The sequence below is a fragment of the Tardiphaga sp. genome, from assembly GCF_041424195.1.
Taxonomy (GTDB): domain Bacteria; phylum Pseudomonadota; class Alphaproteobacteria; order Rhizobiales; family Xanthobacteraceae; genus Tardiphaga.
Genome location: NZ_JBGMOE010000156.1, coordinates 36,788 through 54,370, shown reverse-complemented (window position 1 = coordinate 54,370; position 17,583 = coordinate 36,788). Strand labels below are relative to the sequence as shown.

The following is a 17,583-nucleotide window of genomic DNA, read 5'->3' as shown; positions in this document are numbered from 1 at the left end:
TGCTTGGGCAAGCATTCAGCAAGTCGACAAAACACCGCAGGCGGAACGTCGGGCAATCGCCCGTGCTTTCCGAAAGTCCTGATGCGCCAACTTGCGGAAGACCGCATCGGCATCAGGCCCAGGGGTGCATCGGGCATCCGGCGTTCCGCACGCCCTCTCGCCAGGGGGCGGGAATGCAAGCGACGACGGCGCCCCCGCGCCGCAAACAACAGGGGCGATGACGCATGTCTGAAGCGCACGTGTTGTCTGAAGCAGTGGCTGTTTGACAGTTGAATCGGATGAGGCCGTAGGATGGGTAGAGCGTCTTCGCGAAACCCATCATTCACGTGCACAGAAAGCGATGGGTTTCGCTGCGCTCTACCCATCCTACGCTGTGCACCGCCATGTCCGGTAACGCAGAAACAAGTCCGGCCATGACGAATGAGAGCGTTACGCATGCTCGTAGGATGGGTAGAGCGCAGGCGCGAAGCGCCGGAGCGAAACCCATCAAGAGCAGACGAAGAAAGCGATGGGTTTCGCGAAGATGCTCACTCCATCCTACATCTCAGTCCCGCCATGACAGTGATGGCATTCAATAACCTTCCACCCTCTACGCCACATGCCGTTGGTCGATCTCGCCACGGATATCGAACGGCTCGGGCCTGCCCACCGCATAGCCCTGGGCGTAGTCGACACCGATCTCGGTGAGTGCCGCGACAATCTCGTCGCTCTCCACGAATTCGGCCACCGTGCGCTTGCCCATGATCTTGCCCATATGGCTGATCATCTCGACCATGGCGCGGTCGATCGGATCGGTGAGCATGTCCTTGACGAAGGAGCCGTCGATCTTGAGATAATCCACCGGCAGATGCTTGAGATAGGCAAAGGACGACATGCCGCTGCCGAAATCGTCCAGCGAGAAGCGGCAGCCGATCTGCTGCAGCGCATGAATGAATTTGTTGGCATCGGCGAGATTGGCGATGGCGCTGGTCTCGGTGATCTCGAAGCAGATGATGGTCGGCGGAATCCGATAGATGCGGAACTGCTCGCGGACATAGTCCAGAAAGCTTTCATCCCTGAATGTCGCGCCAGACAGGTTGATGGCGCAGGTCGAGACCGGGGTAGCACGCTGAACCGATCGCGCGGCAAGAATGGCAAAGGCATTCCTGACCACCCAGCGGTCGATCAGCGTCATCAGGCCATAGCGTTCCGCTGCGGGAATGAAATGGCCCGGCGCCACCAGCTGACCGGCCTCGTCGCGCAACCGCAACAGCAGTTCGACATGCACGCTGCCATTGTCGCGCTCGCCGAGCGGAATGATCTTCTGGGCATAGAGACAGAAGCGATCCTGTTCCAGCGCATCGTGAATGCGCTGCACCCAGGTCATCTCGCCGAAGCGCTGCAGCAATTCGGAATCACTGGCCTGGTGCAGCTGAACGCGATTGCGGCCCTTCTCCTTGGCCATGTAGCAGGCCACATCGGCAGCACGCAGGGCTTCCTCCAGCGTCACCTCAGGCTGTGCAATACAGACAAGGCCGATGCTCACGGTGACGTTGAACGAACGCCCGTTCCAGACAAAGTTCAATTCCTCGACCGTCTGCCGCAGCCGCTCGGCCGTCGCAGCGGCGCGATCCGGCTCGCAGCGTTCCAGCAGCACAGCGAATTCATCACCGCCGAGACGCGCCAGCAGGTCGTCCACGCGCAAGTGCTTCTGCAGCATGCCGGAGACCTGCCGCAGCAGATGATCGCCGGCGGCATGACCGCAGGTGTCGTTGACGATCTTGAATTGATCGAGATCGAGGAACATCAGCGCATGGGGCCGCGAGTCGATATCGATGCGCGGCAGCGTTTCCTCGACGCGACGCTCGAATTCGCGGCGATTCGCCAGCCCGGTGAGCGCATCATGCGAGGCCTGAAACGCCAGACGGGAGATGTATTCCTGCTCACGCTCCTTCTCGGTATTCAAGGCTGTCTCGAAACGCTGGCGCTGGATCAGCAGCTTGCGCGTCCGCCAGATGCCGAGCAGGATCAGCAGCGCCGCGGTCAGTCCATTGGCAATGAGCAGGATGCTTTGAATGGCGCGCGAACCGATGCCGAGACGCTGCGAGAATGCGACAGCAAGCGGTGTGGTCTGTTCATTGATCTGATCGATCTGGGCCTTCAGGACCGCCAGCCGCATCGAGCCGACCTTGCCTTCGCTGACGCTTGCGTGGATCGCCTCGGCCGTATCCACCAACTGCCGGATCACGGGATCTGTGGCGCGCCAGCTCTCGATGGCGCGGGCGAGATAGACGACCTCGCTGAAGTTGCGAAACAGCGAGATCATTCCGGGGATGTCGGCGGCATCGTTGGCGCCTTGCAGGAATCCGTCATAGGCGGCCTGCAGATCGGGTACCGGCTGTTCAAGCGCGTGGCGCGCCTTGAGATCCCCGAGCGGCACGGCAATGCTCGCCTGATAGCGCTGGTAGTATTTCTCGTCGCCCGTCTCGGCATAGAGGCTGAGCGAATGCACCGCCTCCATCTGCCCCTTCGACCAGCGGCTCTCGCCGGTGACATAGGCGCGGACCGACGACAGGATATTGATGCTGGTGCCTGCCAGGAAGGCCTGCAGCAATACGATGGCAACGAACGGCCAGACCGAACGCAACAGATGGGGCACGCCCCTTGGATATCTCATCGCACTCATCGCCCACGACCCCGACACAGACGCAAGCGCAACTGCGGAGTTCGGACAGGCTCGATACGCGTACCTTCTCCGCAGAATGCCGCTGCCTGCAGTGATAGCAGTCGCGACTTAACGCGCGTTTCGATTCCGCACGGTGATGATGCATCGATGAATCGCTGTGAATCGGTCGTAAAGAAAGCAATCGGCTAATTTGATCGGTAGCTTCTTCCGCGGCGACGCGATCGCATCGACCTTCGTCGCCGGCTACCGCTCACCAGACGCTTGAGGGCCCGAGTTTCGCCAGCGCCCCCTATCGGAACCTGCCCCGACGAGATAGGTTATCGTCCCATCATACCAGCGCTCCCCACGCTCGCGGATCATTTGCATGACGACACTTCTTCTGAGCCATCCGGCATCGCTCGATCACCTCACCCCGCCCGGCCATCCTGAGCGCCCCGACCGCATGCGCGCGGTGGCGCAGGCACTCAGCGAAGACCGCTTCAATGCGCTGGTACGGGGCGACGCGCCGGAGGGCGATCTCGACGTGGTCAGCCTGTGCCATGACAACCACTACATCGACGAATTGCGTCATGTCGCACCGAGCAGCGGGCTCGTCTATCTCGACGGCGATACGTCGATGTCCCCCGGCACCTGGGAAGCCGTGATGCGGGGCGTCGGCGGCGCTGTGGCTGCGACCGACGCAGTCATGAAAGGCGAGCACAGCAATGCCTTCGTCGCAACCCGCCCGCCCGGCCATCACGCCGAGCACAACAAACCAATGGGCTTCTGCTTCTTCGATCAGGCCGCAATTGCAGCGCGATATGCGCAGCGCACCTACGGCATTACCCGCGCGGCCGTCGTGGATTTCGACGTTCACCATGGCAATGGCACGCAGGACATTTTCTGGGCTGACCCCACGGTGATGTACTGCTCGACACATCAGATGCCGCTGTTTCCCGGCACCGGCGCGTCCCAGGAGCGCGGCGAACACGACACGGTCGTCAATGCACCGCTGCATGATGGCGACGGCAGTGCAAAATTCCGCTCCGCTTTCGACAATCTCATCCTGCCGCAACTGCAGAAATTCGCGCCTGAACTGCTCATCATCTCCGCCGGCTTCGATGCGCATCGCCGCGACCCGCTCGCATCGCTCAATCTCGAAGCCGAGGATTTCGGCTGGGTGACGCGCAAGCTGATGGATCTCGCCGACAGCACCGCCGGTGGCCGCATTGTCTCGGTACTCGAGGGTGGCTATGATCTGCAGGGCCTGAAAGAATCGGCCGCGGCCCATGTTTCTGCGCTGATGGGGGCATCGCGCTGAGTGGAGCGCAGGTCGCAAAACATACCCGCCACAATACGCCCTCAAACATATCTTTGACTCCGTCCTTCCAAAATGCGCACACGGGAAACCGAATGGCCGAGAACACCCACGCTGACGTCAAGAAGCTGACCTTTGAGACCGCGATCGAAGAACTGGAATCGATCGTGAAGCGCCTCGAAGACGGCAAGGTGCCGCTGGAAGAGTCGGTTGCCATCTATGAGCGCGGCGAAGCGCTGAAGCGCCGCTGCGACGAGTTGCTGCGCCAGGCCGAAGCCCGCGTGGACAAGATCACCACGGATTCGAACGGCAAGGCCGTCGGCACCGAACCGCTGGACGTCCAGTAGGAATCGCGCCGGGTTGAGACCTCGCACCACCCCGCGGCCGAATTAGCGCTTGGCGCATGGCGCGGCCTGTTTATAGTCCGCCGTCAGTCCGGGGAACCAGCGTGCGCGTCCAGCACCGTCATGTCATCTATGTGCAGGGATACGATCCGCGGGGCCTCGCGCAGTATTACCGCATGTTTCGGACCGAACTGCGCAAGTTCGGCCGGCTTTACGGCCTGACCACCTCGGTCAGCCGGCCGAAAGGCCATACCGACGGCGAATTCGCCCATGAATCCGCCTCCTGGCGCATCGAAACCTCAGGCGATGGCTGGCAGACCACCACCGATTACGATTTCCTGCGCTGGGAAGACATGATCCAGCGCGATCTGGCCGTGCCGATCTGGCGCACGCTGATCCACGCCATCGCCATTTATTGGGGTCTGGTCTTCTCGGGCACCATGGGCCGGTTCTGGAAGGCACATTGGCGCTTCGCCACCTTCATCAGCTGGCCCCATTTCCTGCTGCTCAACGGAGCGATCTGGTCGGCGGCCATCGCCTGGCTTTTCGCGTCAGGGCTGCAGGCCATCGGAATACACGGATTCCTTGTCGGTCTCGGCGCTGCGGCTGTGTTCGTGGCCGTGCTCGGCTCGCTGCTGAAATACACCGAAAAGCACACCTACCTGCTTTACCTGATGGCCGACACCATCTTCACCTGGCAGTTCTCCCACGGCAACCGGCCGGACTGGGACGCCCGGATCGACCGTTTCGCGCAGCATCTGGTCAAGGTCGCCCGGACCACCGAGGCGCAGGAGATCGTGCTGGTCGGTCACAGCTCAGGGTCGTTCCTTGGCTCCGAAATCCTCGCCCGCGCGCTGAAGCTCGATCCGGAACTCGGCAGCCACGGCCCCCGTGTCGTGCTGCTGACGCTCGGCGGGAATATGCCTATCGTCGGCTTCCACAAGGTTGCGCAAGGCTTCCGTGACAATTTGCGACTGCTGGCCGTGGAGCCTTCCATCGACTGGATCGACTGCCAGTCCCGCAAGGACGTGATGAACTTCTTCCCGTTCGATCCCATCGCCGGTCACGGGATCGACGCTGGTGCGGCCCGCCGGAATCCAACCATCGTCCCCGTCCGGTTCCGCGAAATCATCCGCCCGGAACATTACAATCGGTTCCGCTGGAAGTTCTTCCGGGTGCATTTCCAGTTCGTCATGGCCAATGAGCGGCCGCATGCCTACGATTTCTTCATGATCGTTTGCGGACCCGTACCTCTCAGGGAGCGAGTCAGTCAGCCGGCCACAACTTTAGCTTTAGTCCATGGCGCCCCCGCTACCCGCGAAAATGCATGGAAAAAGCTCGATTTGGGCGGGAAGAGCCCTGTCCATTCGGGGTCCCATGAAGCGGAACCGGTCGCCCGGCGCATCGGCTAGACCCACCACGCGAATGTCCATAGCGCCTTTGTGCTGCCACCCCCGCAGGCACGGCGGTTGGCTTTGGCCATCGCTTTGGTGTAAAGGGATTTGGAATATGCGCTGACGATCAGGCTGAAACGCCGGCCGTTAACGTAGATAAGCGCTTCATTCATCTGGCAAAAATGATCAGATGAAGTCGCCGCCAAGCATGCTAGATATCACACTGAAAAATCGAAGCCCATTATAAGGCCTCGAAACAGGCTTCCCGGTTCTGGAGGCTGCGGTTGCCCGGTGGGCGCGCGGAAACGCGACGGCTCCGATGCCAGACGCAGTCCCGGACATGTAAAATTGGAATAGTGCCGTGACCGATTTTAGTAAGACACCGCTGCTCGATACCATCAAGACTCCGGCAGATCTCCGGAAGCTCAAGATCGAGCGGGTTCGTCAGGTTGCTGACGAGCTTCGTCAGGAAACCATCGATGCGGTGTCCGTCACCGGCGGTCACTTCGGCGCCGGTCTCGGCGTTGTCGAACTGACCACGGCCCTCCACTACGTCTTCGATACGCCGCGCGACCGCATCATCTGGGACGTCGGCCATCAGGCCTATCCGCATAAGATCCTCACCGGTCGCCGCGACCGTATTCGCACGCTGCGCACCGCCGGTGGCCTGTCGGGCTTCACCAAGCGCAGCGAGAGCGAATACGATCCGTTCGGCGCTGCGCATTCCTCGACCTCGATTTCTGCTGGCCTCGGAATGGCCGTCGCCCGCGACCTCTCCGGCGGCACGAACAACGTTATCGCCGTGATCGGTGACGGTTCGATGTCGGCGGGCATGGCTTATGAAGCCATGAACAACGCAGGCGCGATGAATTCCCGCCTGATCGTCATCCTCAACGACAACGACATGTCGATCGCACCGCCGGTCGGCGCCATGTCGGCCTATCTGTCGCGCATGTATTCGGGCAAGACCTATCGCTCGCTGCGCGATGCCGCCAAACAACTTGGCAAACATCTGCCGAAGCTGATCGCCGATCGTGCCGAGCGCGTCGAAGAATATTCGCGCGGCTTCATGGTCAACGGCGGCACGCTGTTCGAAGAGCTCGGCTTCTATTATGTCGGCCCGATCGACGGCCACAACCTCGATCACCTGCTGCCCGTGCTGCAGAACGTCCGCGACATGGAGACCGGCCCGATCCTGCTTCACGTCGTGACCCAGAAGGGCAAGGGCTATGGTCCGGCCGAAGCCGCGGCTGACAAATATCATGCGGTGGTCAAGTTCGACGTCGCGACCGGCACCCAATCGAAGTCCAAGCCCAACGCACCGGCCTATCAGAACGTGTTCGGCCAGAGCCTCGTCAAGGAAGCCGAGAAGGACGACAAGATCGTCGCCATCACCGCGGCCATGCCGTCGGGCACCGGCGTCGACATCTTCAACAAGGCGTTCCCGAACCGCACCTTCGACGTCGGCATCGCCGAGCAGCATGCGGTGACCTTTGCGGCCGGCCTCGCCACCGAAGGCTACAAGCCGTTCTGCGCCATCTACTCGACCTTCCTGCAGCGCGGCTACGACCAGATCGTCCATGACGTGGCGATCCAGAACCTGCCCGTGCGCTTCGCCATCGATCGCGCCGGCCTAGTCGGCGCCGACGGCGCGACCCATGCCGGTTCGTTCGACAATGCGTATCTTGGCTGTCTGCCGAACATGGTGATCATGGCGGCCTCGGACGAAGCCGAACTGGTGCACATGGTCGCCACCCAGGTTGCCATTAACGACTCGCCGAGCGCGCTACGCTATCCACGCGGCGAAGGCCGCGGTGTCGAAATGCCGGAAGTCGGCATCCCCCTGGAAATCGGCAAGGGCCGCATTATCCGGCAGGGCAAGCAGGTCGCGCTGTTCTCGTTCGGCACCCGTCTCGCCGAATGCGAAAAGGCCGCCGATGAACTCGCGGCGCACGGTCTGTCGGCAACGATCGCCGATGCGCGGTTCATGAAGCCGCTCGACGTCGAATTGCTGCTCAAGCTTGCCCGCGAACACGACATCCTGCTCACAATCGAGGAAGGCTCCATCGGCGGCTTCGGCTCGCATGTCATGCACACGCTGGCCGAGCACGGCATGCTCGACGGCGGTCTGCGCATGCGCTCGCTGGTGCTGCCCGACATGTTCCAGGATCACGACACGCCGGCAGCGATGTATGCCCAGGCGGGTCTGGACTCCAAGGGCATCGTCAAGAAGGTGTTCGAGACGCTCGGCAAGGATTTCAAGGCCGAGACTGTCAAGCTCGCCTGATCTACACGGAAATGTCGTCGCCCGGCTTGACCGGGCGATCCAGTAGAGACGGTTGCTAAGGGATTACTGGGTCACCCGGTCAGCCGGGTGACAACAAGCAGTGAAAGACGCGGCAATCCAGACTCAGAAGCCGGATTGCCTCGTTCTCGTCTGAATTGGCTCGTCAATGTCGGCGCAGCTCACCATGACGACGGGGACTTCATGAATATCTATCTCGCAGGTCCCGACGTATTCCTGCCCAATGCCGCCGAGATCGGCCGGCAGAAGGTCGCGCTCTGCAAACGCCATGGCGCGCGCGGGTTCTTCCCGCTCGATAACACCATCGACCTCAGCGCCAGCGATGCCTCGCGCCAGATTTTCCACGGCAACGAAGCGATGATGAATCATTGCGACATCATCATTGCCAATCTCACGCCGTTTCGCGGTCCAAGCGCCGATGCCGGCACAGTATTCGAGCTTGGCTATATGGCCGGTCACGGCAAGCTCTGCTTCGGTTATTGCAACGACCCCACGCCCTATCTCGATCGCGTCCGCCGCATGATGGAGGTCACCGGTCATGATGGCCATCTGGTCGATGCGAACGGGCTCACCGTCGAAAATTTCGGCCTCGCCGACAATCTGATGATGATCCACGCGCTTGATCTCTATGGCGCGCCCATGATCGTCCCCCGCGAAGCACCTGATGATCTCTGGCAGGATCTGACGAGCTTCGAAGCCTGCCTGAAACTTGCTGCATCGTACTGACCATGACGAAATCTCTGACCACTGCTGCCGCGCCGCGCAAACGCGCCGATACACTCCTCGTCGAACGCGGCATTTTCGAAAGCCGCGCGCGTGCGCAAGCCGCCATCGAAGCGGGGCTTGTGAAGGCCAATGGCAAAACAGTCGCCAAAGTGTCGGAGCCAATACAGCTCGATGCCGCGATCGAGGCAGAACCGGCGCATCCCTGGGTCTCGCGCGGCGGGGTCAAGCTTGCAGCTGCGCTCGAACATTATCCGATCGAGATCGAGGACCACGTCTGCCTCGACGTCGGCGCCTCCACCGGCGGCTTTACCGAAGTGCTGCTCGCCAATGGCGCCAGCATGGTGTTCTCCATCGATGTCGGGCACAACCAGTTGCATCCATCCCTGCATGGCCACCCAAAAATCATCTCAATGGAAGAGACCGATATCCGCAGCTATGAGAACAAGCGCCTTCCGGCGCGTCCCGACGTTGTGGTGATCGATGTCAGCTTCATTTCGCTCAAGGCGGTGCTGCCTGTCGCGCTGTCGCTCGCGGCGGCGCCGATGAGTCTCCTGGCGCTGATCAAGCCACAATTCGAGGCGGATCGAAAACAATCCAAGCGCGGCATCATCAAGAACGCCGCCGTGCATCAGGCGATCTGCGACGACATCACCGACTTCGCGAAGACACTCGGTTGCACCGATATCGAGGTCTTTCCGTCGTCGATCACCGGCGGTGACGGCAATATCGAATTCTTCATGGGTGCACGGCGTGGCTGAACGCCTGACCATCGATCACGTCGGCCAGCGCGGCGACGGCGTCAGCCTCGCAGGCGGCGCGCCGATCTTCGTACCCTACGCACTGGCACGGGAGATCGTCGAGGCGGAACGCGACGACGGTCATCCCGAACGTCGACAATTGTTGCGCGTCGACATCGCCAGCCCGGAGCGGATCGACCCGTTCTGCACCTACTTCATGCGCTGTGGCGGCTGCGCCATCCAGCACTGGCAGCCCGATCCCTATCAGGCCTGGAAGCGCCAGATCGTCATCGACACGCTTGCGCAGGCGAAGATCACCTGCCCGGTCGATCCGATCATCGACGCCCATGGTGCCGGTCGCCGCCGCGTCACGCTCCATGCCCGCCGCGGCAGCGACGGCGAATTGCGCGTCGGCTTCGCGGCTGCAGCAAGCCACGCGATCATCGCCATCGATGAGTGCCCTATCCTGGATCCAGCGCTAGGTGGCGCGCTCGATGCAGCGCGCGCCTTGGCCGAGGTGCTCAAGCCCGTCAGCAAGCCGCTCGATATTCAGGTAACGGCGGCCAGCAACGGCCTCGATATCGACGTTCGCGGCACCGGTCCGTTGCCGACTTCGATCATCACCGCGCTGTCGCGCATCGCCGAAATGCACAAGCTGGCGCGGCTGACGCGACATGGCGAACTCGTGCTGATGCGCGTACCGCCTGTCGTCACGATGGGAAGCGCACAGGTTGTCTTACCACCGGGCTCGTTCCTGCAGGCCACCGCGGCCGGTGAAGAGACACTGGCAGCGCTTGTGCTGAAGCTCTGCAAGGGTGCGAAAAACATCGCCGATCTGTTCTGCGGTATCGGCCCCTTCGCGTTCCGGCTTGCAGCCAAATCCAAAGTCACGGCGTTCGACAGCGACAGTGGCGCGATCATATCGCTGCAACAGGCCATCAAGGACACGAAAGGACTGAAGCCGATCAAGGCGGAGATGCGCGACCTGTTTCGCCGTCCGCTGGTGCCGCAGGAATTGCGCGATTTCGACGCCGTGGTGTTCGATCCACCGCGTCAAGGCGCGCAGGCTCAGGTCGAGCGACTCGCAGCAAGCAAGATCCCTACAGTCGTAGCCGTGTCATGCAACGTTCAGACATTCGCACGCGATGCAAAGATCCTGATCGATGGCGGCTACAAGATCGACAGCGTTACGCCCGTCGACCAGTTCCGGCATACGCCGCATATCGAATTGGTGGCCCGCTTCAAACGCTAGTTGTCTTTTCGCGTTGCTTGCGCTGGAGTGCGCCCACGCTGCCGGACCAGTGCAGCATGGAGGCGACGTGACACCCATCGAGTCCCACATTCTGCCGGCCGGAATTCGCTCGCGCTTCGTCGAGGGCATCAACGGTTTGCGCGTCCATGTGCTGGAGGCCGGTTTCGAGACGAAGGGTCGCCCCTGCATCCTGCTGGTGCACGGCTTTCCCGAACTTGCCTTCAGCTGGCGCAAGGTGATGCCCCAGCTTGCTGCCGCCGGCTATCACGTCATCGCGCCGGACCAACGCGGTTACGGTCGCACCACCGGGTGGAGCGCCGATTATGACGGCGATCTGCGTCCCTTTAATCTGCTCAACCTCGTGCGCGATGCCGTCGGACTGGTCGCAGCCTTCGGCTATCGCCATGTGGATGCGGTGGTCGGACATGACTATGGCAGCTCGGTCGCAGCCTGGTGCGCGCTGGTGCGGCCGGATATCTTCAGATCCGTTGCGCTGATGAGCGCGCCCTTCGCCGGGCCTCCGCCGCTGCCATTGGGCACCGCCGATCAGCCGGCGCCGCCAAAGGCCGAAGATCCCGTGCATCGCGACCTCGCCGCATTGCCGCGGCCGCGCATCCACTATCAGTGGTACTACGCGACGCGCGATGCGAACGATCACATGCAGCATGCGCCGCAAGGCGTGCATGATTTCCTGCGCGCCTATTATCACCACAAGAGCGCGGACTGGGCGGGCAATAAGCCCACTCCATTGCAGGGTTGGACGGCAAGCGAACTGGCCAAGCTGCCGACCTATTATGTGATGGACCGCGATCAGACCATGGCGGAGACCGTCGCCGCGGAAATGCCGACGCCCGAGCAGATCGCATCATGCAAATGGCTGCCGGACAACGAACTGGCCTTCTATGCCGGCGAATATGCCCGCACCGGCTTCCAGGGCGGGCTGCAATGGTATCGCTGCAACACGACCGGCGCGTTCAATGCCGACTATGAACTGTTTTCCGGCCGCACCATCAATGTGCCCTCCACATTTATCTCCGGCAGACAAGACTGGGGCATCTATCAGCGCCCCGGCGCCATTGAGGCAATGCAGAAGACCGCCTGCACAGACATGCGCGCGATCCATCTGATCGACGGCGCAGGCCATTGGGTGCAGCAGGAACAACCACAAGAGGTCAGCCGCCTGCTGCTCGGGTTCCTGAAAGACAACGGTCCGCCGTCGTAGTCTTTGCGATCAGGTCAGGCGGTCACCAGCCGGGCTGCCTCCGCCATATTGACATCGCGATCACCCAGCAGATGCGCAACGATCGCCTTCTGGGTTTCGCTTTCGATCACTGCAAACGGATCGGGTGCCATCAGGCGATGATCGATCACGAGGCGCGACAGCAGCAGGCGCCGCGCATCGCCGCGTCGTGCGTGGATGCGATGCGCTTCCCATGTCATCGCGATGGCGCTGGCCACATGATAGAGCGAACTCGTTGCGCGGCGCGCATCACCTTCGTTGTCCGGGCGCGCCGCAATCTCGCGCGCGAAGCCGACGGCGCGGTCAGCGAGACCAAGTAGCCGGTCGCGCCATGCCTGCGGTACGCTCGGAGAGTCATCGAGCCGCGCATGGAGATCTGCCGCAAGCGCGGCTTCCGCGCCATGCCGCCCGACCGCACGCGTCAACGCATCCAGCGCGACGATATTGCCGGTGCCTTCCCATATCGAGCCGAGATGCGCATCGCGCAGCAGTCGTGCGGTAGCGAATTCCTCAATATAGCCGACACCGCCACGTATCTCCATCGCGTCGCCGCAGACCTTACGCGCATCGCGGGTGGCACGGAACTTCAGCGTCGGCGTCAGGATCCGCAGCAGCGCTGCAGCGTCCTGGCTGCCGGCTTCGGCACGGTCCAGCGCATCCGCTGTGAGAAAGCTCATCGACAGCGCCTGCTCGGTCGCCACCATGATCTTCATCAACTGCCGCCGCGCCAATGGCATGTCGATGATGCGCTGGCCGAACACGACACGCCCACGCGCGACTGCCATCGCATCGTGATAGGCCCGGCGCATCAGCGACGTCGATTTCACGCCATTCGACAGGCGCGACGAATTCACCATCTCGGCCATCTGCACGAAGCCGCGATCGAGCTTGCCCACCGAATACGCAATGGCGCCTTCGAGCTTGATCTCGCCTGACGCCATCGAACGGGTGCCGAGCTTGTCCTTCAACCGCACGATCCGGTAGTGATTGGGCGTGCCGTCATCGAGCATGCGCGGCATCAGGAACAGGCCGACGCCCTTGGTGCCGCCGACTGCGCCTTCCGGCCGCGCCAGCAGCATCACGACTTTCGCATCGGCATTGGAGCAGAACCACTTTTCTCCATACAACCGCCAGTGATCGCCCTCTTGTACGGCCCGCGTCGTCAGCTTGCCGACGTCGGAGCCGCCTTCCTTCTCGGTCATGAACTGGCCGCCCTGGGTCAGCTTGCTCATGTCGGTCTGCGTCAACCCGTCGAGGTATTTCGCCTTCAGCGCATCATCGCCGTAATTCGACAGCAGTTTCGCAGCACCGTCGGTGACGTTGATCGGACAGCCCATGCCGAACTCGGCCTGATTGAACAGGAACGTGAAGGCGTGTTTGGCTGTTACCGGATAGGTCGACGGCCAGCCCATGATCCCCTTGCGATGCGACAAAGCGTGAATGCCGAACTCGCCGAAGGCTGCGTTCTCAAGCTCGCGATAGGCCGGGTGATATTCCACCCACTGCACGTCCTGGCCGAACTTGTCGCGCTGATGCAGCACCGGCCCATGCTTGTCCGCCATCCGCCCGGCCTCGTCGAGCGGGCCACCGACAAGACCGCCCAACCGATCAAGATGCGGTTCGATATGGTTGAACACATCCTCCGGCAGATGAATGCGCAGCAGATCGGTCAGCGCCGGATCGGCGCGATAAAAGTTCATGCCGGACGTATCGGGCGCGATCAGATTGGCGGCAATCTGGGCATGGGCGTTCATGACGGCCTCTTGTGTTTGGCAGTTGCGTTTCCATCTTCATCATGCGCCCGCCGCGCTAACGAATAAAGTGCCCAGCCGGAGATTTGATCCATGGAAATTCCGCGTTACGAAACCGCTCTGATCGTCGGTGTCGGTGAAGGCATCAGCGCATCACTGGCGAGGCTATTGTCCAAGCAGGGCATCCGCGTCGCGCTCGCAGCGCGCAATCCCCGGAAGCTCGATGCACTGTGCCAGGAGACCGGCGCCAAGGCCTTTGCCTGCGACGCGACCCAGGCCGACGATGTCACCAGACTGTTCGCGGATGTCGAACGCGACCTCGGCGCGCCCGATATCGTCGTCTACAATGCCAGCCAGCGCGCCCGTGGGGCCTTTATCGAGCTTGCCCCTGCCGATGTCGCACAGGCGATCGCTGTCAGCGCCTTCGGTGGATTTATGGTCGCGCAACAGGCGCTGAAGCGCATGTTGCCCAACAGGCACGGCGCCATCCTGTTCACCGGCGCCTCCGCGAGCATCAAGGGCTTCGCGCAATCGGCCCCCTTCGCCATGGGCAAGTTCGCACTGCGCGGCATGGCGCAATCGCTGGCCCGCGAATTCGCGCCGCAGGGCATCCATGTCGCCCACTTTGTCATCGACGGCGGTATTCGCAGTTCGGTCCGCGTCGAGCCCGCGGACAGGCCGGATTCGATGCTCGACCCCGATGCCATCGCCGCGAATTACTGGAACGTGCTACAGCAGCCCCGCAGTGCCTGGAGTTCGGAACTGGAAATCCGTCCATGGGTCGAGAAATTCTGACACGAAGACGGGGGCGGGACATATGAGTGAAACTGTAGAGGCGATCAACACCGGCACGGATGAATTACTGTGCGAGATTCGCGAGCGCGTTGCCGTCATTACGCTGAACCGACCGGACGCCCGCAATTCGCTGTCGGATCATCTTACGCCTGCATTGCGCACAATGATCCGCGTCTGCGGCGAGAATCCGAACGTGGGCGCGCTGCTGATCACCGGCGCTGGCACCGCCTTCTGCTCCGGCGGAGACGTGAAGGGCATGGGCGCCCATCGCAGGCAGGCCGTGCTGGAGATCTCGTTTGACGAGCGGGTCGCTGATCTGCAGGAGCGTCAGCGCCTGCTGACCGGCGCCCTCGTCGCCGTCCGCAAGCCGACCATTGCTGCGCTGCCTGGCCCCGCCGCCGGCGCCGGCCTTGCCATCGCCATGGCCTGCGATATTCGCATCGCCGCGCAATCGGCTTTCGTCTCGACAGGCTATCTGCGCGTCGGTCTCAGCGGCGATTACGGCATCGCCTGGCTGCTGACGCGTCTTGTGGGCACGGCCCGCGCACGCGAGCTGATGTTCACCGCCGAGAAGGTCGAAGCCAGCCGCGCCGAAGCCATCGGGTTGTTCAATCGCGTGGTGCCGGACGACAGGCTGCAGAACGAGGCTTTCGCACTGGCGCGAGGCATGGCGCAGGGGCCGACGCTGGCACTACGCTACATGAAGGATAATCTCGACGAAGCACTCGCCTTCGATTTTGCGACGGCGCGGGACCATGAAGCCGAGCGGCTGATCCGCACCACCATGACGGCCGATCATCGCGAGGCCGTGCAAGCCTTCATCGAGAAGCGCAAGCCGAACTTCAAGGGCAACTGAGCCGCGGGACAGCGGCAAACCGGCAGGGCAAGCTACGATCGCGGCCATTCGCAGAACACTCCGCTACTATCGCAGCGGAGCTGCTGCTGAAGTGGTGCTGACACCAGACGATCTCAGCTGCACCGCCATCGGTCAGTTCGACCTTTGCCACGCAAGACATGCTTCCTGCTTGATACCCTGCTGTGGCCGCGCGGCGGCATCAATCCTTGGCCGAACCGTGGCCGAACAAGGTGATCAAAGGCGGATAGCACCAAGCTTGTCCATAGCCGCGAGCCGCCAGCTCGCGCAGGGAATATCCTTCGGCGCGACGTTGATCTGCTTCTCGAACCGCACCTGCTTCCAGTCGCCCGGTGTCGGCGCGAATGTGAAGCCGGCCTTGCGGGCCAGTGCGAGCATTGCCTCGTTGGAGCGTAATGTATCGCCGAAGAGATGTTCGGCCCCCAGCGCCGCAGCGCGACATTCCAGGTTGGAGAGGAGCGCCGCGCCGATACCCTGCCCTTGCATGGAGTCGGCGACGGACAGACCGAGCTCGAAACGGGATGTCGCCTCATCGACTGCATAGCGAGCTTCGCCGACAACCGTCTCCGAGCCGTTACGCGAGACCGTGGCGATCACCGAAAAACCGTCGGCCTCGCCGACATGGACGAACTTGTCGAGCTGCGCCGCCGGCAATTCGCTGGCGGCGCCCATCAGGCGATTGTAGCGCGACCGCGTCGACAGGCTGCGGAAATAGGCCTGCAGCGCGTCCGCATCGCCAAGTTCAACAAACCGCACCGTCACGATAGCGCCGCTCCGTGACATCACCACATCTGAATACTGACCGAGGTCATCGAGGTTGAGATGCTGCATGACAGCTGCTCCCGAACGATTGGATCGTCCTTACGCCTGCCAGAATGGCTTGCTGGCTTCAGCCATGACGTCATTCACGGAGAAACCGGCATCGTGGATGTCGCGCTCGCTCCACTGCGCCAGTTCGCGCCGTTGCTGGGAGCGTTCGCGCCAGACGTGAAACGTCTCGGCGATCGTCGCCAGACTCAGTGAAGCATGATGATTTGTCATCGATTCATGGGTGCAACTAGACATTTTGCTCTCCTGAAGCTAAATTAATGAGGGAAATATCGGCTTCATTCTCACATTGCACAAACGACATTGTGCACTGCATCACATGAGACAAACTCATGAATGGAAAGAGAGATGAAACGCCAGGGGGAGAGCGCGGATGAGCACCCGGTTGCCGTCACTCAACGGACTGCGCGCCTTCGAAGCCGCCGCGCGTCATCTGAGTTTCACCAATGCCGCGAGCGAATTGAACGTCACGCAAACGGCGATCAGCCATCAGATCAAGCGGCTGGAAGAAGAGCTTGGTCTCAAACTGTTCATTCGGCAAAACCGAGCTCTCGCACTCACCCCGCAAGGACTCGACTACCTGCCGGGCGTACGCGCGGCCTTCAACGATCTGCGTCTTGCCACAGACCGGCTCAAGCGTCGCGATAACGACCACGTGCTGACAGTAAGCACGCTCGCGTCGATGGCATCGAAGTGGCTCCTGCCGCGCATCTCGGCATTCCAGAAAGCCCATCCCGATATCGATGTGCGTATCACGACGTCGACCAGCATGGTCGATTTCAAGGGCGGCGATGTCGATGCTGCAATCCGCTATGGCCGCGGCCAATGGCCGGGCTTGCGCGCGGACTGGCTCACCGCCGATCATCTGTTTCCGGTGTGCAGCCCGGCGCTCCTGACCGGCAAAAAGGCGTTGCGACAGCCGCAGGACCTCGCGGGCTATACACTGCTGCATTCGAGCGGCGGCTATGACGATGACTGGCGGCTCTGGCTCACCGCCGCCGGATTGCCGGCCGATATTTCGAAGCAGCCGGGCCTGACCTTCGACATGATCTTCATGACGCTGCAGGCGGCGATCGATGGCCTCGGCGTCGCCATCGGCCGCTCCACCTACGTGGAGGGCGATCTCGCCAAAGGCCGGTTAGTGGTGCCGTTCGACATCAGTCTCCCCGCCGACGCCGGCTTCTATCTGGTGTCCCCCGAAGCCTCTTCCGACTCGCGGAAGCTGAAGGCCTTTCGCGACTGGCTGCTCTCTCAGGTTCCTCCAACGCGTTGATTTGCAGGGTCCGGGTTGGCGCGCCGCGCGCAGTGTGGCAGTTTGTCGCACAACGGCAACCAACTGCCCGACCGCGCGCCTTGCCGGTCGTCCGCGATCGGG

15 protein-coding genes are annotated in these 17,583 nt (G+C 62.0%); 11 read left to right on the top strand and 4 right to left on the bottom strand.

Annotation, left to right across the window (positions count from 1 at the left end; translation table 11 throughout):
* Positions 1-589: 589 nt before the first annotated feature.
* Positions 590-2,656, bottom strand: a complete 2,067-nt coding sequence (locus tag ACEK02_RS20310; protein WP_371423370.1) for a putative bifunctional diguanylate cyclase/phosphodiesterase — start codon at positions 2,654-2,656, stop codon at positions 590-592.
* Positions 2,657-3,029: 373 nt separating this feature from the next.
* On the opposite strand from ACEK02_RS20310, the gene ACEK02_RS20305 reads away from it, so the two are divergent.
* From ACEK02_RS20305 to ACEK02_RS20270, 8 genes are all read left to right on the top strand, one after another.
* Positions 3,030-3,965 carry a histone deacetylase family protein gene (locus tag ACEK02_RS20305; protein ID WP_371423369.1) on the top strand — a complete coding sequence of 312 codons (936 nt, stop codon included), beginning with the start codon at positions 3,030-3,032 and terminating at the stop codon, positions 3,963-3,965.
* A 92-nt stretch (positions 3,966-4,057) separates the two neighbouring features.
* The gene (locus ACEK02_RS20300) at positions 4,058-4,309 is read left to right on the top strand and encodes an exodeoxyribonuclease VII small subunit (RefSeq protein ID WP_089265989.1); all 252 of its coding nucleotides are present in this window, start codon (positions 4,058-4,060) and stop codon (positions 4,307-4,309) included.
* A gap of 101 nt (positions 4,310-4,410) precedes the next feature.
* Entirely contained in the window at positions 4,411-5,718 is a 1,308-nt protein-coding gene (locus ACEK02_RS20295) for a hypothetical protein (RefSeq protein ID WP_371423368.1), read from the top strand.
* 343 nt (positions 5,719-6,061) lie between these two features.
* Positions 6,062-7,987 (top strand): 1-deoxy-D-xylulose-5-phosphate synthase, encoded by a 1,926-nt coding sequence (gene dxs, locus ACEK02_RS20290; protein ID WP_371423367.1) that lies wholly within the window; start codon positions 6,062-6,064, stop codon positions 7,985-7,987.
* Positions 7,988-8,188: 201 nt separating this feature from the next.
* Positions 8,189-8,731, top strand: coding sequence for a nucleoside 2-deoxyribosyltransferase (locus ACEK02_RS20285; RefSeq protein WP_371423366.1), 543 nt, complete (start codon positions 8,189-8,191; stop codon positions 8,729-8,731).
* A 2-nt stretch (positions 8,732-8,733) separates the two neighbouring features.
* Positions 8,734-9,489, top strand: a complete 756-nt coding sequence (locus ACEK02_RS20280) for a TlyA family RNA methyltransferase (RefSeq protein ID WP_371423365.1) — start codon at positions 8,734-8,736, stop codon at positions 9,487-9,489.
* Positions 9,482-10,720, top strand: a complete 1,239-nt coding sequence (locus ACEK02_RS20275; RefSeq protein ID WP_371423364.1) for a class I SAM-dependent RNA methyltransferase — start codon at positions 9,482-9,484, stop codon at positions 10,718-10,720. Before ACEK02_RS20280 ends, ACEK02_RS20275 begins: the two co-directional genes overlap by 8 nt.
* A 67-nt stretch (positions 10,721-10,787) precedes the next feature.
* The gene (locus ACEK02_RS20270; protein ID WP_371423363.1) at positions 10,788-11,942 is read left to right on the top strand and encodes an alpha/beta fold hydrolase; all 1,155 of its coding nucleotides are present in this window, start codon (positions 10,788-10,790) and stop codon (positions 11,940-11,942) included.
* Positions 11,943-11,956: 14 nt separating this feature from the next.
* On the opposite strand, the gene ACEK02_RS20265 is transcribed toward ACEK02_RS20270, so the two are convergent.
* Entirely contained in the window at positions 11,957-13,714 is a 1,758-nt protein-coding gene (locus ACEK02_RS20265; protein ID WP_371423362.1) for an acyl-CoA dehydrogenase family protein, read from the bottom strand.
* A gap of 90 nt (positions 13,715-13,804) precedes the next feature.
* Between ACEK02_RS20265 and ACEK02_RS20260 the strand changes: the two genes are divergently transcribed.
* Complete coding sequence (locus ACEK02_RS20260) at positions 13,805-14,506, top strand: SDR family NAD(P)-dependent oxidoreductase (protein WP_371423361.1); 702 nt, start codon at positions 13,805-13,807, stop codon at positions 14,504-14,506.
* A gap of 22 nt (positions 14,507-14,528) precedes the next feature.
* Entirely contained in the window at positions 14,529-15,362 is an 834-nt protein-coding gene (locus ACEK02_RS20255; protein WP_371423360.1) for an enoyl-CoA hydratase, read from the top strand.
* A 234-nt stretch (positions 15,363-15,596) separates the two neighbouring features.
* Here ACEK02_RS20255 and ACEK02_RS20250 read toward each other — a convergent pair whose 3' ends face one another.
* Both ACEK02_RS20250 and ACEK02_RS20245 read right to left on the bottom strand, forming a co-directional pair.
* The gene (locus ACEK02_RS20250) at positions 15,597-16,211 is read right to left on the bottom strand and encodes an N-acetyltransferase family protein (protein ID WP_371423359.1); all 615 of its coding nucleotides are present in this window, start codon (positions 16,209-16,211) and stop codon (positions 15,597-15,599) included.
* Between the two features lie 30 nt (positions 16,212-16,241).
* Positions 16,242-16,445 (bottom strand): DUF1127 domain-containing protein, encoded by a 204-nt coding sequence (locus ACEK02_RS20245; RefSeq protein ID WP_371423358.1) that lies wholly within the window; start codon positions 16,443-16,445, stop codon positions 16,242-16,244.
* A 136-nt stretch (positions 16,446-16,581) separates the two neighbouring features.
* On the opposite strand from ACEK02_RS20245, the gene ACEK02_RS20240 reads away from it, so the two are divergent.
* Positions 16,582-17,481, top strand: a complete 900-nt coding sequence (locus ACEK02_RS20240) for a transcriptional regulator GcvA (RefSeq protein WP_371423357.1) — start codon at positions 16,582-16,584, stop codon at positions 17,479-17,481.
* Positions 17,482-17,583: the final 102 nt, after the last annotated feature.

Coding starts and splice junctions, on each gene's coding strand:
- ACEK02_RS20250 (WP_371423359.1), bottom strand. CDS start 16,211: ATGCAGCATCTCAACCTCGATGACCTCGGTCAGTATTCAGATGTGGTG.
- ACEK02_RS20300 (WP_089265989.1), top strand. CDS start 4,058: ATGGCCGAGAACACCCACGCTGACGTCAAGAAGCTGACCTTTGAGACC.
- ACEK02_RS20245 (WP_371423358.1), bottom strand. CDS start 16,445: ATGTCTAGTTGCACCCATGAATCGATGACAAATCATCATGCTTCACTG.
- ACEK02_RS20265 (WP_371423362.1), bottom strand. CDS start 13,714: ATGAACGCCCATGCCCAGATTGCCGCCAATCTGATCGCGCCCGATACG.
- ACEK02_RS20240 (WP_371423357.1), top strand. CDS start 16,582: ATGAGCACCCGGTTGCCGTCACTCAACGGACTGCGCGCCTTCGAAGCC.
- ACEK02_RS20305 (WP_371423369.1), top strand. CDS start 3,030: ATGACGACACTTCTTCTGAGCCATCCGGCATCGCTCGATCACCTCACC.
- ACEK02_RS20255 (WP_371423360.1), top strand. CDS start 14,529: ATGAGTGAAACTGTAGAGGCGATCAACACCGGCACGGATGAATTACTG.
- ACEK02_RS20280 (WP_371423365.1), top strand. CDS start 8,734: ATGACGAAATCTCTGACCACTGCTGCCGCGCCGCGCAAACGCGCCGAT.
- ACEK02_RS20260 (WP_371423361.1), top strand. CDS start 13,805: ATGGAAATTCCGCGTTACGAAACCGCTCTGATCGTCGGTGTCGGTGAA.
- ACEK02_RS20310 (WP_371423370.1), bottom strand. CDS start 2,656: ATGAGATATCCAAGGGGCGTGCCCCATCTGTTGCGTTCGGTCTGGCCG.
- ACEK02_RS20285 (WP_371423366.1), top strand. CDS start 8,189: ATGAATATCTATCTCGCAGGTCCCGACGTATTCCTGCCCAATGCCGCC.